Source organism: Cupriavidus sp. HE11 (assembly GCF_056097175.1).
The window spans coordinates 641,178-663,941 of record NZ_CP184466.1 but is presented as its reverse complement, the minus strand read 5'-3'; the positions used below and the strand labels follow the sequence as shown (position 1 = coordinate 663,941).

The following is a 22,764-nucleotide window of genomic DNA, read 5'->3' as shown; positions in this document are numbered from 1 at the left end:
CGAAAGCCTAGGATTCGATGGCCACGCCAAGGCTTACCTTGGCCCGCTGCATGGCCACGTGCGTCTGAAAGCTCTTGACATTGCCGGAGACAAAAAAGAGCTCACGGGTGAGCCGTTCATACTCTGTCATGTCGGCGACAGCCAGCACCAGAACGAAGTCGAAGTCTCCGGTGACATAGTAGACCTGCTGGACCTGTGGGCAATCGACGAAGCGCTTCTTCACCTCGTCAAGCAGGTCCAGGCGCTCGCTCTCAAGTTTCACCTGGACCAGCACGGTAATGGGCTTGCCCACCCTTGATGGGTCCACCACCGAGATGTTCGCCGTAATAACGCCATCCGCCTCGAGGGCAGCAATGCGTCGATTCACCGCCGAGGGCGACAGGCTGACCGCGTCCGCGAGTTCGCGTTGTGACAGCCTGTTGTTGGTCTGCAGCAGTTGCAGCAACTTTCGGTCATATGAATCTAGTTGCAGTGCCATGGATTCCCTTCGGCGTAGATCGGATCGGCGCAAGTTTCGTTCGATTATTGCGCATTTTTACCGATATATCGCGCTTGCCAACGCAACGACGTTTCATTCCGGCCTGCAAGATCGAGCAATTCTTGCGACGTCGCGCACGTAAGATGCTAGCGGTTGCTCCGACATCGAGACACTTCCATGCACGCTGACAAAGACCTCCGTGACCTGCTCAAATCCTGGCGGCACGAACTTCATCGACATCCGGAGACAGGCTTCGAGGAACTGAGGACTTCGGACTTCGTCGCAAGACTGCTGGGTGACATGGGAATGGACGTGCAGCGGGGCATCGGCGGAACCGGCCTGGTCGCGAGCTTGCGTGTGGGCGACGGTCCAGGTGCGATCGGCCTGCGCGCGGATATGGACGCGCTGGCGATTCACGAGAACGCTCCGGATCGGGCTTACGCTTCCCGGACCGATGGCAAGATGCATGCGTGCGGTCATGATGGTCATATGGCCATGATTCTGGGTGCCGCCAAACTGCTCAGCGAACGTCGGGATTTCAACGGGACGGTGCGCTTTATCTTCCAGCCTGCCGAGGAGCACGGCTGCGGTGCCAAGGCGATGATGCAGGATGGCCTGTTCGAACGCTTCCCGGTCGATGCCATATACGGCGCGCACAACATGCCAGGCTTGCCGACTGGCAACATTGCAACCCGTGTCGGCGGCATCATGGCCAGCGAAGACAATTTCGTGATTCACGTGAAGGGGCAGGGCACTCATGCAGCCCGGCCGCATATGGGTATCGACCCCATCGTGATTGGATCGGAAATCGTGCTTGCTCTGCAGACAATCGTCTCGCGCAACCTTGATCCGAGCCTGCCGGCGGTGATTTCCTGCACGGAATTCATTACCGACGGCATTCGCAACGCCATTCCGACGAACGTCACGATCAAGGGCGACACCCGCAGCTACACCCCTGCGGTCCAGTCCTTGCTCGAAACCCGTATGCGGGAAATCTGCGAAGGCATCTGCCGAATGCATGGGGCGAACTGCACTTTCGAATACACCCACGAGTTTGCTCCGACCGTGAACTGGGAGCAGTGTGTCCCGGTTGCGCTGGAAGCGGCACGCAGCGTGGTCGGCGAGGATCGCGTGAACGGCGCCGTCGCCCCGATGATGATTTCCGAAGATTTCGGCGCGTTCCTGCAGGTTGTACCTGGCGCATTTGTCTTTATCGGCAATGGTGAATCGGGTAGCACGGGCGGCGTTCCGTTGCACAACAACCACTACGATTTCAATGACGACGTGCTGACCATCGGGGCAAACTATTTCGCGCAGATTGCCCGCGTCGCATTGCCGGTGTGACATTGCTGTTCGGACCCGAGGAGACCATATGAGTGCCCTTCAAGGTAGCAATCCAGATTGTTTTTACCAGTCAGCGGTAGCTGTACTCCGGGATGACCTGGCGCTTGCCTTGAGGGTAGCGGCAAGCCATGGCCTTGCGGAAGGGGTCTGCAATCACTTCAGTGTGGCAATTCCGGGCGATGAGGGTCTGTTTCTGCTCAACCCACGCGGTCTGATGTGGAGCGAGGTCACGGCGGACGATATCGTCATCGTCGATGCCGAAGGCAGCAAGGTGGCGGGACGCCACGAGGTGGAGCCAACCGCCATGTTCATTCACGCTGCGATTCACCGCATCGCTGGCAAGCAGTGCGTGTTGCATACACATATGCCCTATGCCACGGCACTGACGTTGACGGAGGTTCGCGGGCTGGATACGACCTTGTCGCAGAACGCCATGCGGTATCACGGACGCATCGCCATCGATGCCGAATACAACGGCCTGGCCCTGGATGCGAGCGAAGGGGAGCGCATTGCGAGAGCCATGAGGGGCGCCGATGTCATGTTTCTGGGCAACCATGGCGTGGTCGTGTGCGGCGAGCGCGTCGACTATGCCTACGATGACCTGTATTACCTGGAGCGAGCCTGTTCCGCACAGGTAATTGCGCTATCCACGGGGAAGAGGTTGTGCCCGGTAGCGCCCGGGCTCGCCGAGACGGTGGCCCGCCAGGTCCAGGGCGAACGCCTTCAGTCAGAACTGTTTTTCTCTGCGCTTCGGCGGACCATTCGGTAGGCACTCATCGCGTTCTATCTGATCGGTCTTGCCAGACCTCGTGCGGACGCATCTATCACGCAATTGCGGGCGCTCCGGGAAGCAGCCGCATCCGGCTGAGTGTGCCCAGCCGGTCCGACCGGCATTTCAGGCCGACTGCCTGAGCCAATGGCGCGCCACGTCCAGGAGCCGGTTCACGAATCCCCATTCGTTGTCGAACCACAGCATAAGATTGACCAGGCGCTGGCCGCTCACGTTTGTCTGGGCACCGTCGATGATTGCGGAATGGAAGTCGTGATTGAAGTCTATCGAAGCGTGGGGGTCTTCGGAATACGCGATGAGACCCGCGTACGGTCCGGTCGTCGCGTCCTGTAGCAGGCGGTTCAAGCTCGTCGTGTCCACGTCGCGCTCGACCGAAAGCACCATGTCGATGGCCGATACGTTATGCGTGGGCACGCGTATTGCCTTGGCATGCACTCGCCCCTTCAGCTCGGGAAGCAGGCGTTCAACGCCGCGGGCCAGGCCAGTTGATACCGGGACGATGGATTGCATGGCCGAGCGCGTTCGGCGCAGGTCACGATCGTGATAGCCGTCAATCAGCGGCTGGTCGTTCATGACGGAATGCAGCGTCGTCAGCACGGCCTGCTCGATTCCCAGTTCCTGGTGAAGCAGGGAGAGCACCGGGACCACTGCATTGGTCGTACAGGAAGCACTCGAGACCAGGCGCTCCTTGCCCGCAAGCGTGTTGTGGTTCGTGCCATAGACGATGGTTGCGTCGACATCGGCAGCACTGTCGCCGGGGTGGGACAGTAGCAGGCGCTTGCAGCCGGCGTTCAGAAACCGCGTCAGCGATGCCCGATTGCCGTAGACGCCGGAGCATTCAACGAGCAAATCGACGTTGAGGGCATCCCAAGCTACCTCTTCGGGGGTTGTCGCATGGAAGACCGGAATTTCGTCACCCTCGATGAGCAGCGCGCCATCGCCGACACCGACCTTCCCGGGGAAGCGTCCGTGGGTCGAATCGAAGCGGGTGAGATATGCCATGCTCGAGAGGTCGGCCGGCTCGTTAATCGCTGCGATTTCGAAGGATTCCCGACAGTCGGATTCGTAGAGTGCGCGTACGAAGCACCGGCCGATACGGCCGTATCCATTGATCGCGATACGGTGCGGTGCGGGATGCATGCCTGGCACAACCGAACTCCTTCGTGGATTGAGGGCGCAATTCTAGCGCGCCCGCCCGCTGACTTGCCGAAGTCCATGTAACGGTCTATGGGTCGCCATAGGTGGCTGGGCTGAATACCTTGGAGAGGTGCCACGCCAGACGACGGGTAGCCACAGCCGTGACGTGGCGGTTGGCTACGCCGCCAGCCCAGTCGATGTATCACGCTGCGCAAAGCAGCGGCGATGCCTGCGCACTGCCGCTTGGGGCGCTGCCCGGAAAACTCGCTTCATAGGACCTTCGAAGCTGGCGTTGGGCCCGCCTGGCGCAGGAATTCCGCTGGAAGTCAGCTCCGCAGGTCATGCAGCCCGGATCTGCATGGTAAGGTTGGCAGGTGCAGCGATTCATGCACAAGGCATTGGCCGGGGAGGAGACTGCCCGTCGGCCAGACAAACTCACCCATAAAGAACATGAAGATTCATCACGCTATCACTGCGGCTGCCCTTGCTGCCTTTGTCTGTAATGTATTTGGCGCGGACGACCGCATGCCGCCGATACCTGCAGACAAGCTCACCGAAGCGCAAAAGAAATCCATTGAACTGCTTTCGGAAGGGACGCCTGCCGGAGGTGCGCCGAGAAATGTGAGTGCGGGCCCGTGGGTACCATTGCTGCGGAGCCCCGAATTGCTGAACCGCCTGCAACGCATGGGCGCCTATCTGCGCTATGAAAGTGCGTTCGAACCTCGGTTGAGCGAGTTCGTGATCCTTCTGACGGCACGGCAGTGGAGCAACCAGTACGAGTGGCTCGCGCATCAGAAGCTGGCGCTGAAGGCGGGTGTCTCGCCGTCAGTGACGCAGGCCATTGCCGAAGGGCGGCGGCCGGCGGGGATGAGCGCGGATGAGGAAGCGCTCTATGACTTCATTGGCGAGTTGGACCGCAACAAGAGCGTGAGTGATCCGACTTACGCGCGCATCAAGGACAAGTTCGGCGAGCGGGGTGTGATCGACCTCATTGCCATCAATGGGTACTACAGCATGCTTGCCGCTGTGCTCAACGTCGCGCAGTCTCCGTTGCCCGGCAACGCCCCGCAGCAGATTCCGACGCTGCCCCGATAAGCCGAGCCATCCGGACAACCCCAGGAAGCGTTTCGCCGGCCTGGCCGTACGGCCGGCGGAGGGTTGCGCCGCAAGGAGCCGGGAAATTCCCTCCATCGTGGTCTATGGAGTTCGGGCCGCGGGGGGCGTCGCTGGGCGTGCGGGCCCCGGGGGTTCGTCATTCCCATGTATCGATAATTCCCGCACGCTTGCTCTGCGTAACAGGCCGAAACAACCTATGCGCAGGTGGGACTGCACATTCGCGTAAATCTCCGCTATGCTGCGCGGAATCCGGCAATGGTGCCGGTAGTTCTGCGATAGGAGCGATATGGCAACGAAGAAGACGGCCGCCCCGAAGACTGCGGCAAAGAAAGCGGCAGCCCCGGCAAAGAAGGCTGCTCCCGTAGCGAAGAAGGCAGCGCCTGCAGCCAAGAAGGCAGCGGCAGCAGCACCGGTTGCAAAACCGCTGAAGGATACGTTCAACAAGTCGAGCCTGCTGGCCCACCTGGTTGCACAGACTGAGCTGGACAAGAAGACTGTGCAAACGGTGCTGTCGCACCTCGAGAACACCATCGTGAGCTCGATCCACAAGAAGGGCGCTGGCGAATTCACGCTGCCGGGCCTCTTCAAGGTCTCCGCGATCCAGGTTCCGGCAACGAAAAAGCGCTTCGGCAAGAATCCTTTCACGGGCCAGGATCAGTGGTTCGCTGCCAAGCCGGCTTCCGTGAAGGTCAAGGTTCGTCCGCTGAAGAAGCTGAAGGACGCTGCCCTGTAAGGCACGGGTTCGCCAGGACGAAGAATGGGAAGCCAAGGCTTCCCATTTTTTTTGTCTTGCGGCTTCCCAATAGACTCCGAAAACGACCTGTGCGCGGAAACCCTGTACGCGGAAGCAGGGCCGCTTGCCTGCAGAACGTGGCAGCCGACGCCGCCGATGTCGGGTGCTGCCGTCGACTGCAGTCTATTTGACCATCGGGCGCGCAGGCCGGCTGGCATCCTTCAGGATTCCAGGCAGCCTGGAGATCTGTGCGTTTGGCGTTCCGGATTTCCGCCTTGCGGTGCCGATTGCTCCCATCGTGGCGCAGGGCAATCCGGTGCTGACCGGTCGAAGTCGCCGACATCTTCCATTTCTGCCGCGGGCGGCTGTTGAACGAGAAGATAGATTTCGCGCGACACGACGGCGGCCACGACGATGACGGTCGCGGTAACGAGGGCCTGAGCGAGAAGTCGGTTCCAGCGATTCAAAGGGGTTTTGGTGTGTGGGGGCTTGCGATTCGCCGCCAGTCCAGCCAATGCTGCGGATTCGGAGCATGGGCTTGTCGCGCGAATACTGTATATGCATACAGTATATCCGGGATGCCGCAAAAAAGAAGCCCGCGGCGGATCGCGCGCGGGCTGGGCTGTCATGGGGTCAATCACGACAGCGTCATTGTAGGGTGGGTCATGCGGCAGGTATGCCCCACTAGCGTGGCATGGCGGGATTAGTGTCGGGGGTGGCGACCGTTAGCCCTCCGATGCGTACGCCGAAGATCGGATTCCGTTGCGCTTCTGCAATGTCCAGACAGACGGAAGCGTCGAAGGCGCGCTGCTTGCCAGCGCCCGTCACGGCTGGCAGCGCTTCTCGAAAACAAGGCGGGCGTGCACCGAAAAGGCCTGCCGTGCACCGAAACGCCCCCCGTACCGATCTGATTTCTGCGCCGCGTCATCGGCAAAATTCCTGCTTTCCCCCCAAAAGACCTACGGGTTATTGCTCGTTGTTCCCTGGCATGTCTGTTGCATAGCATTCAAGGGACTTGAATTTGGTGCAGAGAACTTTCCCAAACGCTCACGGGCGCGCGTTCGGCGCCTTGCACCGTTCGGTCCAGATGCCGGGCCTGCCGCCCGTTGGACATCTCTATTAAGGGGAACAGAGTGCTGAAGAAGAAAACTGTGGCCACGGCCGCGATTGCCGCCGCCGCTACCGGAGTGGTGCTGATGTCCGCGCCGGCGCAGGCAAAGGACGTCGTCAAGATCGCGTTTGTGGGCCCGCTGACCGGTGGGGTGTCGTCGATCGGCCTGGGCGGGCGCAACTCGGCAGACTTGGCCGTACGCCTTCGCAATGCCGATCCGAAGGCCAAATACACGTACGAGCTGGTCGTCCAGGATGACGAGTGCCGGCCCAACGTGGGCGTACAGGTTGCCACCAAGATTGCCGCGGACAAGTCCATTGTGGCCGGTGTCACGCACTTCTGCTCGGCCGTGGCGATGGGCACGGTCGGTGTCTACAACCGCTTCGGCATGCCCGCAGTGGTGTGGGGCGCGGTGCTGCCCGAAGTCACGTACGGGAACAACTTCAAGGAGATCCACCGTGTCAACGGCACGATGATCAACCAGAGCGAAGTGGCCGCAAAGTTCATGACCGGCCTGGGCTACAAGAAGTGGGCGATCATTCATGACACCACCGATTACGGCAAGGGCCATAACAAGTACTTCAGTGAATTCCTGAAGAAGGACGGCGGCACGATCGTTGGCACATTTGGCGTCACGGCCGACCAGCAGGACTTCACGACCGAGTTGACCAAGATCCGCGAACTCAAGCCCGACGTGGTCTATTTCGGTGGTCTCACCCCGCTGGGCGTACGTATCCGTACCCAGATGGAGAAGCTGGGTATCAAGGCCCAGTTCGAAGGCACCTCCGGCATCAAGTCCGACGCCTATATCGAAGGCGTGGGCAAGCCGCTCTCCGAGGGATCGCTCGCCTTCATCGAAGGTGCGCCTGTCGAGAAGCTGGCCGGTGGCCAGTTCTTCATGGAGCGCTACACGCAGCAAAAGTACGGCGAGCCGCCCGAGGCCTATGGCCCGTTTGCCTATGCCGCCGCCAACCTCATCATGGACGCCGTGGAAAAGGTCGGCCCGGATCGCAAGAAGGTGCGTGACGTGCTGAATGGCACGAAGAATGTCGACACCGTCATTGGCAAGGTTACCTTCGACGAGCATGGCCAGAACGTGGTGCCACTGATCACCAAGTACGTCGTCGAGGACGGCAAGTGGGTGATCTGGGAAGACAGCGCGTACGGCAAAGGTACGAAGAAGCTGAGCGGACTGTAAGCAAGGAGCTGGCGACCTGGGGGCGTGGGTTGCGCGCCCGGGCGCCAGCGCAGCTGGACGGTCTATTCAGGCCATTCTGGGGATACCGATGAGTGTATTGGGACAGTACGTCTTCAACGGGCTGATGCTCGGCATGATCTACGCCATGGTGGCAGTCGGCTTCACGCTGTTTTTCGGCGTGCTGGACGTCATCAAGTTTTCTCACGGCGATGTACTGATGGTGGGGGCGTTCGCGGGGCTCGCCGCATCGGCCGGCGTGGTTGCGCTGCACGTGGATTCGCCGTGGCTGCAGTTACTGGCAATCGTGGTGTGCGCGGTGATCGTGACGGGCATTCTGGGTGCCGTCATTGCGCGACTGCTGATCTTGCCCCTGCGCAAGGCGCCGCCGCTCAACACGCTGCTGGCGACGCTGATGCTGGGTACGGTGTTGCGCGAAGCCGTGCGCCTCTTTTATCCGGATGGCTCGAACCCGAAGCCGTTTCCCGCGCTGCTGCCCAGCACGGAGCTCACGCTCGGTGCGCTCACGCTGCGCGCGGACAACCTGATCTTGCTGGCCGCCGGTGTCGCCATCATTATCGGCGTCCACCTGCTGATCACACGCACGCGGTTCGGCATGGCCATCCGCGCCGTGGCGCAGGACGGGGAGACTGCGCGCCTGATGGGCATCAACTTCGAGGTGGTGGTGCTGGCTACGTTCGCACTCGGCTCGGCCATGGCGGCGCTGGCCGGCGTGATGAACGGGCTCTATTACAACGAGATCAATTTCAATGTCGGCCTGCTGCTTGGCGTCATTGGATTTGCCGCTGCCATTCTTGGTGGCCTGGGCAACCTCTACGGTGCCATTCTCGGTGGCTTCCTGTTTGCGGCCCTGCAAGTTCTGGGCAGCGCGACATTGCCGGCCCTGGTGCCCGATATCCCGAGTGCCTACAAGGATGTCTTTGCATTTGCCGTGGTCATCGTACTGATGGCCTTCAAGCCGACCGGACTCATTGCGGAGAAAACCAGTGAACGTGTCTGACAACGTCTCGAATCCGCTGCCCCCGGCGGCCGCTGGTGCTGGCGGGAAGCCTCGCAGCCCGGCGCGGGTGCTGGGTATGGCGGCGATCGCCATCGTGGCCTATCTCTATCTGTTCCTGCACGCGGAATCGCAAGTCGCCGTGGCCGTGCTGCTGGCTGTGGCTGTGGCGGCCATCGTGATTGCCGGCAAGTTCAGGCTCACGCAGGCCGTGGAGCAAGCGGCCGCACGACGGCCCGGCCTGTCCCGATTGTGGTCGGTCATGGGTACGCTTGCGCTGATCGCGTTGTTCCACGAAAGCCATTTTGTGTTGCTGATGCTCTGCGCGGTGCTGCTCTATACCACCGCCTGCCTGGGCTTGACGGTGCAGTTCGGCTACTCCGGGGTGTCCAACTTTGCGGGTGCAGCGTTCTTTGGCATCGGGGCGTACACCACGGCCGTTCTCGGCGCGCACACGCCGATTCCGTCGATTCTCGTCATCGCGCTCTCCGGCATCGCGGCGGCCGTTATCGGCTCGCTGCTGATTGCGCCGGTACTGCGCACCCGAGGCCACTATGCGGCGTTGGTGACCATTGCGTTTGGCATCCTGTTCAAGACGTTCCTCGAAGTCAACGACGTGCTTGGCGGCCCGCAAGGTCTGCAGGTTCCCGGCATGACGTTGTTCGGCTTCCAGTTCAACGAGGGCGTCACGCTGTTCGGCATCGACGTGTCGTTCTATGCCAGCTATGCGCTTCTGAGCCTGGCCCTTTGCGCTGGTACGTTCGCCGTGGTCAAGGCGCTGGAGCGCTCCTGGGTGGGGCTGGCGATGGATGTGGTGCGCACCGACGAGACGGCGGCGGCGACGTTCGGCCTGCATATCGCGCGCTGGAAGGTCATCGCGTTCATGCTCGGCAACTTCTTCGCGGGCGTGGCCGGTAGCGTCTACGGCATGGTGACGGCGTTTGTGGCGCCGAACAACTTTACCTTCGCGGACTCGTTGCTGATGCTGTCGATCGTGATCCTGGGCGGACTGGGCAACGTGGTGGGCCTGATCCCGGCCGCCATCATCGTGCTGGTGCTCCCGGAGAAGCTGCAGTTCATCCAGGAATACCGCTTCCTCTTCTACGCGGCCCTGGTCATCGCGATCCTGCTGTTCCGTCCGGAGGGACTGTTGCCGCGCAAGATCCGCCTGTTCTTCCCGACCAAGGACACCCAATGAGCAACGCGATGATCGAGGTGCGCAATCTCACGATGCGATTTGGTGGCCTGACCGCGCTGGACAACCTCCAGCTCGACATCCGCCGCGGAGAAGTGCTGGGCCTGCTCGGTCCGAATGGCTCCGGGAAGACCACGTTCTTCAACGTGCTGACGGGCCTCTACAAGGCCAGCGCCGGCACCATCACGTATAACGGCGAGAACGTCATCGGCAAGACGCCGCAGGACATCTATCGCAGTGGCGTGGCACGGACTTTCCAGCGCTCGCGACTGTCGTTGCCATTGACGGTGTTTGACAACATCGTGATTGGCGACTACCAGCACATGCAGCACGGGCTCGTGTTCAACCTGTTTCGCCGCAAGGCCTTCCGCGCCGAATACGAGCGTTATGTAGAGTCCGTGCGCGAACTGCTGGGTATCTTCAGTCCCCCGCTGGTCAGTCGCCTGTTCGAACCAGTCGAGTCGTTCACGATGATCGACCGTCGCCGGATCGAGGTCTGCCGCGCGCTGATGAGCCGTCCCCGGCTGCTGCTTCTGGACGAACCGTCGGCCGGGATGACGCATGACGAAACCCACGAACTGATGGATGACATCCTGCAGGTGCGCGGCAAGCTGCAAGACCTGTCGGTCGTGCTCATCGAGCACGAGATGAACGTGATCGAACGCATTACGGACCGGTGCGTGGTGCTGAACTACGGCAAGAAGATCGCCGAAGGCACGTACGCCGAGATCACGGCCGATCCCGATGTGCAGACCGCCTATCTCGGGGAGGAAGCGGCATGAGCGAGAACACACTGCGGGTGGAGGGCCTGAGCACGGGCTATGACAAGGTCAACGTGCTGCATGACGTGTCCATCGATGTGCCGCCTGGCAAGATTACGTGCATCCTTGGCGCCAACGGGGCAGGGAAGAGCACGTTGATCCGCGCGATCCTGGGGCTCACGCCGGCGCGCAAGGGGCGCATCCTGTGGGATGGCGTCGATATCGCGGCGGAGAAGACGCACAACATCATTGCGCGCGGAATCTCGTGCATTCCGGAAGGGCGCAAGGTCTTTCCGCGCATGACCGTCGCCGAGAACCTGGCCCTGGGCGCCTTTCTGGAAGCCGACCCGGACAAGGTGCGCGAGCGCATCGCGCGGGTCTACGAGATCTTTCCACGCCTGCGGGAGCGGGCTGGCCAGCTGGCCGGCACGATGTCGGGCGGCGAACAGGCCATGGTGTCGATTGGTCGCGGATTGATGGCGCAGCCACGGTTGCTGGTCATCGATGAGCCATCGCTGGGATTGTCGCCGCTGTACGTGAAGGAGAACTTCAAGGTCATCCAGCAGATCAACGAACTCGGCATGACCGTGCTGCTGGTCGAACAGAATGCGCGGCAGACACTGGCGATCGCGCACCAGGGCTATGTCCTGACGCAGGGACGCGTGGTGGCGCAGGGTTCGGCCCAGGCCTTGCGGGAGAACGACGAAGTGCGTGCGGCGTATTTTGGCTAAGCCGAGCTGGCAAACCCATTCCGGAGACCCTGGTTTTGGACTCATTTCTCGATCTACCCGTGCGCGAACTGGTCGCGCGCATGTCCCGTCGCGAACTGCGCGCGGAAACCATCGTGCGTGCAGCGATTGATCGCATCCAGGCGCAGGACGCTGCCATCCATGCGTGGCAGCACGTCGGGGGCGACGCGGCCATCGAGCACGCGCGTCGCCTGGATGCCGGCGCAGTGTCCACGCCCTTGCACGGCGTGCCGCTTAGTGTGAAGGACCTGATGGATACCGCCGACTTGCCGACCACCTATGGGTCGCCGATCTACGCGGCCCATCGGCCCGGGCGCGATGCCGCCGCGGTTGCGCTGGCCCGCGGTGCCGGCGCGGTCGTGGTGGGCAAGACCGTGACCACCGAGTTCGCGACGTTCCAGCCGGGCCCCACGTGCAACCCGCGCGCCCCGGCGAACGCGCCCCGCACGCCGGGCGGTTCCTCCAGCGGCTCGGCGGCAGCCGTGGCGGCCGGCATGGTGCCGCTCGCATTCGGTACCCAGACGGCAGGCTCGATCATTCGTCCGGCCGCGTATTGCGGTGTCGTTGGCTACAAGCCCACGCACGCCACACTGCCGCTGGCAGGCATCAAGCCGCTGTCGCCAACCCTGGACACCGTGGGTGTGCTCGCGCGGAGCGTGGATGATGCGGCGCTTTTCATCGGCGCCCTGGCCCGTGACGTGTCGATCGCAGAGGCCTGTGCCCAGGCAATTGCTACTTCGCTGCGCGTCGGGATCGTCCGCACACCGCACTGGGATCGCGCCAGCGAAGGGGCCCGTGAAGCGCTGGAGACGGCGGCACGAGCGTTGCAAGGCCTTGGTGCGGTGGTGCAGGAAGTCGAATTGCCTGCCGTGTGCAATCGCCTGACGGAGGCCCAGATGGACATCATGGCTTTCGAAGCCGCTGCGGCATTCGCGCCGGAGGCAAGTGACGCGGCGGCAAGCTTCAGTGCGGCGTTTGCCCGCCAGCTCGATGCGGGGCGCGCGGTGACGGGAGAGCGCTTTCGCGCCGCGCTTGCGCTGGCCGAGACGGCAAGGACGTCCCTGGCGATGTCGCTCGAAGGGTTCGATGTCGTTCTGGCACCCAGCGCCGAAGGCGAAGCCCCCGAGGGTTTGGCCGCCACCGGCGACCCCATCTTCTGCCGGATGTGGACGCTGCTCGGCACGCCGTGCGTCCATGTGCCAACAGGTGTGGGAGCTGCTGGCATGCCCCTGGGCGTGACTGTTACCGGGCCGCGCCACGCCGACGTGCGCGTGCTGGCCGTGGCGCATCGTTTGCAGCAGGCGCTGGCAATTCAGGCCTGACTTGAGGAGAAGACGTGAATCAGAAATTGCAGCCCGAAAACTTCAACCACGCCGATCACGCCGATCACACTGATCAGGCCGCGCAAACCATCGCGGAGCGGGCGCAGGATCATGTTGACGCCGGGCGCCTGTCCGCATCGCTTGCTGCCCTGGCCCAGTTTGGCGGGAGGGACGACGGGGGGGTATCACGGGAAACGCTGACCGATATCGATCTGGCAGCACGCCGCCATCTGGTGGATCAGGCGCGCGCGCTGGGCTGCGAGGTGAGCATCGATGATTGCGCCAACCTGTTCTTCCGCCGCCCCGGACGCGAGGACTTGCCTCCCGTGCTGACCGGGAGTCATGCCGATACGCAGCCGGTGGGCGGCAAGTACGATGGCGCATACGGGGTGCTGGCGGGTCTGGAAGTCATCGCGGCGCTCAATGCGGCAGGTATCGAAACGCTGCGCCCGATCGAGGTGGTGTCGTGGACCAATGAGGAGGGCAGTCGCTTTGGGCCGGGAGCGATGGGCTCCAGCGCCTTTGTCGAGCCGGCGCGACTAGCCGGGTATCGCGACGCCGCCGACCCGGCAGGCATCCGTTTTGGGGATGCGCTGGATGCCGCGCTGGCGGCCAGTCGCGACGTGGCCCGCGTGCCGATGGCGCGGGCCATGGCGGCCTGCGTTGAACTCCATATCGAGCAAGGTCCGGTACTGGAAGCGGCTGACGTCCCGCTCGGGGTGGTGACCGGCATTCAGGCCGTGCGCTGGTTCCGTGTCGAATGCGCGGGCACCATGGCGCATGCGGGGACCACACCCATGGCCGTGCGCCGTGACGCGATGGCCGTGGCCGTCGCGATCGCGCAGGACCTCTACGCGTTGGCGCCGCGTACGTCTCGCGATCCGAATGCGGCGGGCGAGCCAGAACTGCGCCTGACGCTGGGCCAATGGACGGTGACGCCGAATTCCGTCAATACCATTCCGGGCAAGGTTACGTTTACGGTTGACATGCGCTGCCTGGACGATGCGGTCCTGGACCGTGCCGAGGACGCGTTGCGTCTTGCCTGCGTGCGGCATGCGCCGGTTACCGACGTGGTGGTGACGCGCTTCTTTCACCGGGGGCCGACGTACTTTCCGGAATCGATGCTCGGATCGATCGAGCGCGCCTGTACGCGGGCCAGCCACGTTGCCGGCCGCAGACAACCCATGAGGCTCACATCGGGCGCCTTCCACGACGCCATGTACGTGGCCGATCATTGCCCCACGGCGATGATCTTCGTGCCGAGCAAGGGTGGTATCAGCCATAACGCCGCCGAGGACACCGATGCCACGGACCTGTATCTTGGCACGCGGGCGCTGGCGTACACTGTCGCCGAACTAGCCTGCCGCCAGCCGTGACAGCGCAGAATACGTGGCGGCAGCTCCCTTGAACGACTAACGACAAGCCCGCATGGCGAAGACCGCGAGCCCGATCCCGCAAGAGCCGGTCGACAGCAAGTCGGCCACCCTGACGCTTGGTGTCAAGCTGCGCCATGCGCGGCTGGTGGCCGGCTATACCTTGTTGCAACTGGCGAACAAGGCGGGGTGCTCCGAAAGCCTGATCTCCAAGGTCGAGCGTGGCCTGGCCACACCGTCCTTTACCACCCTCCATCGCCTGGCCGTGGCCCTCGATACGAATATCGGGGCGCTCACCAGCGAAGACGATACGCATCAGTCGCCAATCTTGCGCCATGGCGAACGGGCGGTCATCCGCGTCGGCGGCGTGGCGCTCGAACGCGTGGTGTTGCCAAAACGTGGCGGCTTGCTGCAGGCCAACATCCATATCGTGTGGCCTGGAGAGGCCAGCGATGGCCAGATCGAGCATCAGGGCGAGGAGGTCGGCTACGTGCTGGAAGGCAGGCTTGAGTTGATGCTTGGTGACGACACCTACCTGATTGGCCCGGGAGATGCGTTTACGTTCTCCAGCCAGGTGCCGCACGGCTACCGCAACGTCGGCGATGTCGTGGCGAAGGTGCTTTGGGTGAATTCGCCGGCGACCTTCTAGGCAACGTTCGTCGCGGGAGGGCTGCGCCTATTCGGAAAGCGGGGCGTCCACAAGAACATTTTCCCTGAGTCGCCGAATGCGCTGATCGACGAAATACCCACCGCCCTCCACGTAGCGCAAGTATGCGCGTTGGCAAACCTTGCATGTCGAAACCGTGCAGCGATTGGCCGGAAAATAGCGGGGGGCAATCGGTGCCCCGGCAGCCCAGAATGTTGTCCCTTCCGGGTGATATTCCTCGAAGGTGGCCTCGGTGTAGAGGTCGCGAACCAATGTGCCGATGACCTCAAGCTGTTCTTCGGGGAAGGAAACGGGCAATGAGGTCCACCCGCTGAGGTCCGGGCCGTTACAGGCACAATCGGCGGTGACGGCATCCGAACAACGGGCGAGGGCTTGCAGGGCGTCGAACTGCAGGTAGGTATCGTTTTCCACGGGCAAGAATACTCAAGGCCAGGCCGCACATCATACAGTCCTCGCGGGGATCGGGCGCACGGTGCCGTCGAGAGGGCGGAGAGAGGGCGGAGAGAGGGCGGAGAGAGGGCGGAGAGAGGGCGGAGAGAGGGCGGAGAGAGGGCGGAGAGAGGGCGGCGGCGCAGCGGCGCTCATTTGGCCGGCATTGGGCGCTGCTACACTGCTAGTTATCGTCAGTTGTCAGCGAGTGCGCGCCGTGAACCTGTCCAGCCTGGAACATCAACTTTCCTTCCTCCGCGAGATAGACCGGCTCAAGAGCGTGGTGCGGATGTCGCCGCTGCTTGATCAGTCTCGCCGCGAGAACAGCGCCGAACACTCCTGGCATCTCGCCATGTACGCGCTGGTGCTCGCGGAGCACGCGGCCGCCCCGGTCGACGTGTCGCGCGTCGTGAAGATGCTGCTTATTCACGACATCGTGGAGATCGATGCCGGCGACGTGCCGTTTCATGTCCCCGCGACCCACGTGGGACAGGCCGAGAAGGAGCAACTTGCGGCCGAGCGAATTTTCTCGATGCTGCCGGACGCACAGGCTGAAGAATTTCGCAGCCTGTGGTTCGAGTTCGAGGCGGGACAGAGCGACGATGCCAGGTTTGCGAAGGCGCTCGACCGGTTCCAGCCGATGCTGCATAACGCCGCCACGGAAGGCGGCACGTGGGTGGAGCTGCAGGTCACCGAGGAGCAGGTTATCGCCCGGTGCCAGCCACCCATCGAGCGCGGTGCCCCCGCACTCTGGGAGGCCGCAGCCAAACTGGTGCGAGCGCACTATCACAAGGCCCAGTCCGACTGATGGACGCCGGCCGGCCCCGCACAAGGCGGAAGCCGGCCCGGTCACAGCAGTTCTCCTGCGGGCGTTGTTTCCCGGCTCAATCGAGCTTGATGCCGGCGTGCGCCACGATTTCCCTGGACTTCAGGTTGTCGCCTTTGACCATGGCAGCGAAGGCGGAGCGGGATTCCACCCGAGGATCCTGGCCTTGGGCGATGAGCGCATTGCGCACCTCGGCTTTCTGCAGCACCTTGTTGATTTCCGCATTCAGGCGCTCCGCAATCGCAGGTGGCAGGTTGGGCGGCGCAAACACGCCGTACCACTCGACCATATGGAAGTTGGCATACCCAAGTTCTGCCAGCGTCGGCACCGCCGGCATGGCTTGACTGCGCTTCTGGGACGTCACGGCAAGGGCACGTACCTTGCCGGACTGGACGAGGCTCAGGGCAGAGGCTACCGATGTCCCGGCGAGTTCGACATGGCCGCCCATGAGATCGGCGATGGCGGGGCTCGAACCCTTATATGGCACATGCTGAAACTTGATGCCGGCTGCGTCCTCCAGCATGACGCCGGCGACATGCGCCACGCTGCCCGTGCCCGACGTTCCAAAGGAAACCGGTTTGCCGCTGGCTTTGGCGGCACTCACGAAGTTGGCCCAGGTCTTGTGGGGAGAGGCCTCATTGACCAGCAGTACCATCGGGGCTTCAACTGCCGACGCTATCGGTGTCAGATCCTTTACGGGGTCGAACGACAGTGACATCAACCAGGGTGCCAGTGCGACGTTGGCGGTCTGGCCGATAACCAGCTCGTACCCGTCTGGTTTTGCCCTTGCGGCTTCCGACAATCCCAGTGTTCCGGCCGCTCCGGGGCGGTTTTCGGGGACGACCCGCCAGCCAGGCAACTCGGACAGCTTGCTGCTGAGGATGCGGCCAATATAGTCCGTGCCGCCGCCCGGGGTGGACGGAATCAACATCCGGATGGGTTTGGTGGGTTGCCATTCCTGGGCGGCGACGTCGGGCGTGGCATTGACTAACGCCGCGACGGCAAGCAGCGCGGGAGCGATAAGTTTTTTCATGCGTTGTCTCCTCGGTCGTTGGGGCTTTAGCCCTCGATGAAGCGGGCCTCTTGTGCGACGGCCTCGCGCAGGCCCACGAAATCGTTGTAAGTCTCGAAGGGCGTGAGCATGTGGGTGATGGCGCGTATGTCGCCCCCGCTGCCCAGGAAGGTCTCCATCATTTCCTTGACGGCCTTGTGCATGGCGAGCAGCGGCTCCACTGGGCACAGGGCGAAGTCGAAGCCGAGTTCGCCGAGCTGTGCGAGCGTGAGCTGGGGGCTCTTGCCTGACGTGACCATGTTGAAAAGCAGCGGCTTGCCCAGTGGCTTCAAATGGCGGCTGATCTCCCGCATCTGCTCCGTGCTTTCGACGGCGTCCGCGTAGAGCCCGTCAGCGCCGGCTTCGGCATAGGCGATCAAGCGTGCGATGGCGTCATCCAGGCCGTTCACTGCAATGGCATCGGTGCGGCCAACGATAAAAAAGTCCGGATCCTGGCGGGCCTGGACCATGGCGCGCAGCTTTTGCACCATCTCCTGACGGCTCACAAGTTGCTTGCCCGCGAAGTGGCCGCACTTCTTGGGGAGCGCCTGGTCTTCCAGGTGCAGGCACGAAGCGCCGGCTTCTTCCCACAGCCGGATGGTGCGCTGCACGTCCAGCATGCCACCGTAACCCGTATCGGCATCGGCGAAGACGGGCAGGGTGGTCGCGCGGCAGACGCGCCGGATGTGCTCGAACATGTCGCGTTGCGAGAGTGCCCCCATATCCGGCTCGCCGGCCTCGACGCCGCAGGCGACAAAGCCGCTCACGAACAGGGCCTGCGCGCCAGCGGATTCGGCCAGTTTCGCGGTGATGGCGTCGAAGGCTCCCATGCATACGAAGGGGACACCGGGTTGGAACAGGGCGCGAAAGCGCTGGTTGCGGGTCACGGCGTAATTCTCCAGAGCGGTGGATGGTATCGATATCATAGGAAATGATGGTATCGATACCATATTGGTGATATCACTGATGTCTGCTGCTACACTGGCTGGATATTACGGGGTCTATTCGTCACTATCTTTATGCCCGCATCACTCGGTCAGAAACCGCCACCGTTCGTGGGGCAAGTCTCGATGAAGGAGGTCGCTCGCCTCGCTGGCGTGTCGCCCATGACCGTATCGCGCGCGCTAAGTACGCCGCATCTGGTCAAGCCCGAGACCCTTGAGCAAGTCCAATCCGTGATCCGCGCGGTCGGCTATGTCCCAAATCGCGTGGCGGGCAGCCTGTCCTCCCGGCGCACGAGCCTGGTCGGGCTGATCGTCCCCAGCCTTCGCAACGCGTTGTACGCCGAGACCATCCAGGGCATCTCCGATGTGTTGCAACGGCACGGTCTGCATTTGATGATCTCGGACAGTGGCTATAGCCTGGAACGTGAAGAAGCGTTGATCTCCGCCTACCTCGCGCAGCGGCCATGCGGCCTCATCCTGCACAACACGGTGCACAGCGACGCGGCACGGCAAATGCTCCAGGATGCCGGCGTGCCGTGTGTGGAGACGGGCAACCTGCCGCCACAACCGGTTGACATGGCGGTCAGCTACTCCAACCGCGCGGCAGGCCGGGCCATGGCTGAACATTTGCTAACGCGCGGCTATCAACGCTTTGGCTTTGCCAGTCTTCGCATTGGCGACAACGAGCGCTTGCGCGAGCGGCGTGACGGTTTCTTCGAAGGGCTACGTGCAGCGGATATCGCAATCGATCCGGCGATGGTGCTGGAGGTTGGCGAAGGGCTCGAAAGCGGCAGCCAGGCACTTGCGGAGCTGATTCGGCGGGATCGGTCCGTGCAGGCTCTCTTCCTGGCCGGGGACGTGCTTGCGGCGGGCGCCATCTTCGAGTGCGCGCGCCGTGGGTTGCGTGTGCCGCAGGACATTGCCATTGCCGGGTCTGACGACAATGACCTCATGCAGCAGATGGTTCCCCCCATCACCACAGTGCGCTTCCCGCGCTATCGCATCGGGGTCCGCAGCGCGGAGTTGATCGTCAGTCGGCTCGGGGACGATGCCCCGCAGCCGGCGTCGGAAGATCTCGGGTTCGAAGTGGTGCCTCGTGGCAGCACCTGACCTGGCGCGCTGGCCTGCGCCATTGCCCGAACTTAGGGTCATGCGGGCCAGACCCGATCCAGCGCGCCCAGGGCTTCCACAATCACGGCTTCTTCCAGTCTGGATGCCAGGCAGACGCATTGCAGTTCGCACCCAATGCGGACCCGATCGGCCACGGCGAGCCCTGAAATCTGGCTTTCCCGGATGGCGATGGCATCGCGCACGAGGCTGAGCCCGACGCCCGACTTGATGAGGTCCAGCATCGACGACTCCTGATCGACCAGGGCAGTGCGGCGGGGCGCCAGCCCCCGCGGGCCGAATACGCTGGCAAGCAGCCGGGAATGCACGGACTCCGGTGGGGTGGCAAGCCAGGGCAGGGTGGCCAGCGCCTCCCAGTCACAACCCGTCACCTGGGGACCCCAGCCGGCCGGTGCGACGACCCTGTATTCAAAGGGCGTCAGCGTGCGCACCATCAGGTCAGGCTGCAGCAGGTGAGTGGCCTCTCGATCGGGGCTCAGATAAAAGCAGACATCGAGGCTGCCGTGTTGCAGCTGAGTCATCACGCTGCCACTCATGCCATGACGCAGCTCGGTCTCGATCTGGGGGGCTGACTGGACCAGTTGCCCAAGCCAGTTGCCCAGACGCAGGAACGACGGCTCCAGGATGGTGCCGACACGGAGCTTGCCGCGCACGGTGCCGTGCAGCCTGCTGACAGCATTGGCAAAGTCCTGCGCGGCGTGCAATGCCCGCTCGGCCTGGGAGAGCAGCGCTGCGCCATCGGCGCTCAGTACCAGGCCGTGGGCGGAGCGATGGAAGAGCGTGAGGCCAGTCATCTCCGTCAGACGCTTGAGCTGGAGGCTGACGGCTGGCTGAGATCGATGCATCTGCTCGGCCGCTCTGGAGACGCTGCCTTCGCGCGCGACCGCAACAAATACCCGAAGCGTTTGCAGATCAAGGTTGGCTGGGTTCATATTTGCCAAGCTTATATCTCGGATTGCGCAAACTCAATGGATCGAGGCCGGCTTCGGAGGGACACTCCACGCACACACCATACCGATGAGCGCCCAACGCTCACCCTGGAGACGCCGCATTGTGACCGAGAGCACTGCCACAGTTTTCGACTACATCGTCATTGGTGCCGGCACGGCCGGCGCGCTGATGGCCAACCGGCTCAGCGCTGACACCAACCGTCGCGTACTGCTTATCGAGGCCGGCGGCAAGGACAACTATCACTGGATTCACATTCCGGTCGGTTACCTTTACTGCATAGGCAACCCGCGCACCGATTGGCTTTACCAGACCGAACCCGGCGCGGGCCTGAACGGCAGGCAATTGCGATATCCGCGTGGGAAGACCCTCGGCGGCTGCTCGAGTATCAATGGCATGATCTACATGCGAGGCCAGTCGCGCGACTACGAGCAGTGGGCGGAGCTTACCGGCGATGACACCTGGGCTTGGGCCAATACACTGCCGGCCTTCCGGCAGCACGAAGATCACTACCTCGGCGACGGACCGGATTCCGACCCCGCCTTCGCCGCGTTCCATGGTCATGGCGGAGAGTGGCGGGTGGAGAAGCAGCGCCTGCGCTGGGATATCCTCGACGCCTTTGCAGAAGCCGCGGTGCAGGCCGGCGTGCCGCACACGGGCGACTTCAATCGTGGCAACAACGAGGGCGTGGGTTACTTCCAGGTCAACCAGAAGGCAGGCTGGCGCTGGAACACTGCCAAGGCATTCCTGCGCCCTTGCTATCGGCGGCGCAACTTTGCGCTGTGGACTGGCGCGCAGGTATCGCGTCTGCTGGTTGAGCATCAACCTGACGGGACCATGCGCTGCACCGGCGTGCAGGTATGGGACGGGCACCAGTTCATTATTGTGCGCGCCACGCATGAGGTGATACTGAGCGCGGGCAGTATCGGCACGCCGCAGATCCTGCAATTGTCCGGCCTCGGCCCTGGGGCGTTGCTGCATGAGCACGGCATCGACGTACTGGCCGATCTGCCCGGCGTGGGCGGCAATTTGCAGGATCACCTGCAGATTCGTGCTGTCTACCGGATCGAGGGGGCGCCTACGCTCAATGTGCTGGCTTCCAGTCCGTGGGGCAAGGCGCGCATCGGGCTGCAATACCTGCTCTCACGCAGCGGTCCGATGAGCATGGCCCCCTCGCAGCTGGGCGCCTTCACGCGTAGTTCGCCCAACCGGGCCTGGCCGAACATTCAATACCACGTCCAGCCGCTTTCCCTGGAGGCGTTTGGCGATCCGTTGCACGCCTTCCCGGCCTTTACCGCAAGCGTGTGCAACCTGAACCCGACCAGTCGTGGCACCGTGCGTATCCGCAGCGCGGACTTCCACCATGCGCCGGCCATCGCACCTGACTATCTGTCAACAGAAGAGGATCGGCAGGTCGCGGCGGACTCGCTGCGGGTGACCCGCCGCATTGTCGGGCAACCGGCGCTGGCCCGGTTTCGCCCGCAAGAGTACAAGCCGGGGCCGCAATACCAGACTGACGAAGACCTGGCCCGGCTCGCCGGTGATATTGCGACCACCATTTTCCATCCGGTGGGTACCGCCGCGATGGGGCGCGACGACAACCCCATGGCCGTCCTCGACAGCCGGATGCGGGTGCGTGATGGTCGCGGCGGTCGCATCGGCGGGTTGCGCGTGGTCGATGCGAGCGCGATGCCGACGATTACCAGCGGGAACACCAACAGCCCCACCTTGATGATGGCCGAGAAAGCGGCGGCTTGGGTGCGGTCCGACGCCGCCCACCTGCCGTAGCCTGCCGGCCTGTCTTTCCGTCGCGTGCTATCCCGGCAGCATCGCCGCAAGTTGCTGCGTAATGCCGGTCAGCCGACCCAGTTCACCGCCGGGAATACAGCCGCAAAACTCTCAGGCATGGGCACGACACACTTGCGCTCGTAATCGAAGAAGACGAATCCGGACTTGGCCATGGCGATCAGGGCATCATCAGCGGGCCGCGTGATGCGGAAGATGATGTCACCGCCATATTTGTTGAAGTCCATCACCCCGACTTCGAAAAGCAGATGGTCACGCGCATGGGCCTCCTTGCAATACATCGTCGCCAGATCCGTCACGATGATGCGGGCGCTGCCAATCAGTTCCCCACCGCCGTGCTCGAACAGGAAGCGGGCGCGCGCTTCCGAGATCATCGAAATCATGGAATCGTTGGCCAGGTGATTCGCCGAGTTGATGTCGGTGACGCGTACCGTGAGATGGGTGGAATAGCAAAGCTGGTTGAGCGGGAGATCGAGCTTGAGACGGGCCATGACGGAAGTTGCGATGCGTTGGAGAGCGGACCGCAATCTTAGTGGATCCCGGGCAGCCTTATCGAGCCCGACTGCACAAATAATGTGATGCAGCCGCTGCCTGAGGGCGCACTGCTAACGGAATTCCGGTCGCCGCTGGCACCATCGCGACC

Annotated in this window: 22 protein-coding genes; 15 read left to right on the top strand and 7 right to left on the bottom strand. The window is 62.9% G+C overall.

Annotated features, from left to right (window positions below; all coding sequences use genetic code 11):
• Positions 1-7: 7 nt before the first annotated feature.
• Positions 8-478, bottom strand: a complete 471-nt coding sequence (locus ACOABP_RS30935) for an Lrp/AsnC family transcriptional regulator (RefSeq protein ID WP_474230930.1) — start codon at positions 476-478, stop codon at positions 8-10.
• A 177-nt stretch (positions 479-655) separates the two neighbouring features.
• Here ACOABP_RS30935 and ACOABP_RS30930 point away from each other — a divergent pair, with 177 nt between their 5' ends.
• Positions 656-1,822, top strand: coding sequence for a M20 aminoacylase family protein (locus tag ACOABP_RS30930; protein ID WP_474230929.1), 1,167 nt, complete (start codon positions 656-658; stop codon positions 1,820-1,822).
• A gap of 28 nt (positions 1,823-1,850) precedes the next feature.
• Positions 1,851-2,591 (top strand): aldolase, encoded by a 741-nt coding sequence (locus tag ACOABP_RS30925; protein ID WP_474230928.1) that lies wholly within the window; start codon positions 1,851-1,853, stop codon positions 2,589-2,591.
• 126 nt (positions 2,592-2,717) lie between these two features.
• On the opposite strand, the gene ACOABP_RS30920 is transcribed toward ACOABP_RS30925, so the two are convergent.
• Positions 2,718-3,752 carry a type I glyceraldehyde-3-phosphate dehydrogenase gene (locus tag ACOABP_RS30920; protein ID WP_474230927.1) on the bottom strand — a complete coding sequence of 345 codons (1,035 nt, stop codon included), beginning with the start codon at positions 3,750-3,752 and terminating at the stop codon, positions 2,718-2,720.
• Between the two features lie 447 nt (positions 3,753-4,199).
• Here ACOABP_RS30920 and ACOABP_RS30915 point away from each other — a divergent pair, with 447 nt between their 5' ends.
• From ACOABP_RS30915 to ACOABP_RS30870, 10 genes are all read left to right on the top strand, one after another.
• Positions 4,200-4,844, top strand: coding sequence for a carboxymuconolactone decarboxylase family protein (locus ACOABP_RS30915; RefSeq protein ID WP_474230925.1), 645 nt, complete (start codon positions 4,200-4,202; stop codon positions 4,842-4,844).
• A gap of 307 nt (positions 4,845-5,151) precedes the next feature.
• Positions 5,152-5,598, top strand: a complete 447-nt coding sequence (locus ACOABP_RS30910) for an HU family DNA-binding protein (RefSeq protein WP_474230923.1) — start codon at positions 5,152-5,154, stop codon at positions 5,596-5,598.
• Positions 5,599-6,731: 1,133 nt separating this feature from the next.
• Positions 6,732-7,907 carry a branched-chain amino acid ABC transporter substrate-binding protein gene (locus ACOABP_RS30905; RefSeq protein ID WP_474230922.1) on the top strand — a complete coding sequence of 392 codons (1,176 nt, stop codon included), beginning with the start codon at positions 6,732-6,734 and terminating at the stop codon, positions 7,905-7,907.
• Positions 7,908-7,995: 88 nt separating this feature from the next.
• Positions 7,996-8,925 (top strand): branched-chain amino acid ABC transporter permease, encoded by a 930-nt coding sequence (locus ACOABP_RS30900; protein WP_474230920.1) that lies wholly within the window; start codon positions 7,996-7,998, stop codon positions 8,923-8,925.
• The gene (locus tag ACOABP_RS30895; RefSeq protein WP_474230919.1) at positions 8,912-10,120 is read left to right on the top strand and encodes a branched-chain amino acid ABC transporter permease; all 1,209 of its coding nucleotides are present in this window, start codon (positions 8,912-8,914) and stop codon (positions 10,118-10,120) included. The genes ACOABP_RS30900 and ACOABP_RS30895 overlap by 14 nt, the downstream gene beginning before the upstream one ends.
• Positions 10,117-10,899: an ABC transporter ATP-binding protein gene (locus tag ACOABP_RS30890; RefSeq protein WP_474230918.1), complete on the top strand. Its 783-nt coding sequence runs from the start codon at positions 10,117-10,119 to the stop codon at positions 10,897-10,899. Before ACOABP_RS30895 ends, ACOABP_RS30890 begins: the two co-directional genes overlap by 4 nt.
• Positions 10,896-11,609 (top strand): ABC transporter ATP-binding protein, encoded by a 714-nt coding sequence (locus ACOABP_RS30885; RefSeq protein ID WP_474230917.1) that lies wholly within the window; start codon positions 10,896-10,898, stop codon positions 11,607-11,609. The genes ACOABP_RS30890 and ACOABP_RS30885 overlap by 4 nt, the downstream gene beginning before the upstream one ends.
• Before the next feature lie 35 nt (positions 11,610-11,644).
• Positions 11,645-12,949, top strand: a complete 1,305-nt coding sequence (locus ACOABP_RS30880) for an amidase (protein ID WP_474230916.1) — start codon at positions 11,645-11,647, stop codon at positions 12,947-12,949.
• An 89-nt stretch (positions 12,950-13,038) separates the two neighbouring features.
• Entirely contained in the window at positions 13,039-14,325 is a 1,287-nt protein-coding gene (locus tag ACOABP_RS30875; RefSeq protein WP_474231376.1) for a M20 family metallo-hydrolase, read from the top strand.
• 52 nt (positions 14,326-14,377) lie between these two features.
• Entirely contained in the window at positions 14,378-14,971 is a 594-nt protein-coding gene (locus ACOABP_RS30870; RefSeq protein ID WP_066731423.1) for a helix-turn-helix domain-containing protein, read from the top strand.
• 27 nt (positions 14,972-14,998) lie between these two features.
• Here ACOABP_RS30870 and ACOABP_RS30865 read toward each other — a convergent pair whose 3' ends face one another.
• On the bottom strand, positions 14,999-15,400 hold the full coding sequence (locus ACOABP_RS30865; protein ID WP_474230915.1) for a hypothetical protein: 402 nt from the start codon (positions 15,398-15,400) through the stop codon (positions 14,999-15,001).
• A gap of 235 nt (positions 15,401-15,635) precedes the next feature.
• Here ACOABP_RS30865 and ACOABP_RS30860 point away from each other — a divergent pair, with 235 nt between their 5' ends.
• Entirely contained in the window at positions 15,636-16,226 is a 591-nt protein-coding gene (locus ACOABP_RS30860; RefSeq protein WP_474230913.1) for an HD domain-containing protein, read from the top strand.
• A gap of 76 nt (positions 16,227-16,302) precedes the next feature.
• On the opposite strand, the gene ACOABP_RS30855 is transcribed toward ACOABP_RS30860, so the two are convergent.
• Together ACOABP_RS30855 and ACOABP_RS30850 are read right to left on the bottom strand one after the other, a co-directional pair.
• Positions 16,303-17,277, bottom strand: coding sequence for a tripartite tricarboxylate transporter substrate binding protein (locus tag ACOABP_RS30855; protein WP_474230912.1), 975 nt, complete (start codon positions 17,275-17,277; stop codon positions 16,303-16,305).
• Between the two features lie 26 nt (positions 17,278-17,303).
• Positions 17,304-18,182, bottom strand: coding sequence for an isocitrate lyase/PEP mutase family protein (locus tag ACOABP_RS30850; protein ID WP_474230911.1), 879 nt, complete (start codon positions 18,180-18,182; stop codon positions 17,304-17,306).
• Between the two features lie 132 nt (positions 18,183-18,314).
• Between ACOABP_RS30850 and ACOABP_RS30845 the strand changes: the two genes are divergently transcribed.
• Positions 18,315-19,349 carry a LacI family DNA-binding transcriptional regulator gene (locus tag ACOABP_RS30845; protein ID WP_474230909.1) on the top strand — a complete coding sequence of 345 codons (1,035 nt, stop codon included), beginning with the start codon at positions 18,315-18,317 and terminating at the stop codon, positions 19,347-19,349.
• 38 nt (positions 19,350-19,387) lie between these two features.
• Here ACOABP_RS30845 and ACOABP_RS30840 read toward each other — a convergent pair whose 3' ends face one another.
• Positions 19,388-20,299, bottom strand: a complete 912-nt coding sequence (locus ACOABP_RS30840; protein ID WP_474230908.1) for a LysR family transcriptional regulator — start codon at positions 20,297-20,299, stop codon at positions 19,388-19,390.
• 121 nt (positions 20,300-20,420) lie between these two features.
• Between ACOABP_RS30840 and ACOABP_RS30835 the strand changes: the two genes are divergently transcribed.
• A complete protein-coding gene (locus ACOABP_RS30835; protein WP_474230907.1) occupies positions 20,421-22,103 on the top strand; it encodes a GMC family oxidoreductase in 1,683 nt (560 codons plus the stop codon).
• Between the two features lie 68 nt (positions 22,104-22,171).
• On the opposite strand, the gene ACOABP_RS30830 is transcribed toward ACOABP_RS30835, so the two are convergent.
• On the bottom strand, positions 22,172-22,612 hold the full coding sequence (locus ACOABP_RS30830) for a thioesterase family protein (RefSeq protein WP_474230906.1): 441 nt from the start codon (positions 22,610-22,612) through the stop codon (positions 22,172-22,174).
• Positions 22,613-22,764: the final 152 nt, after the last annotated feature.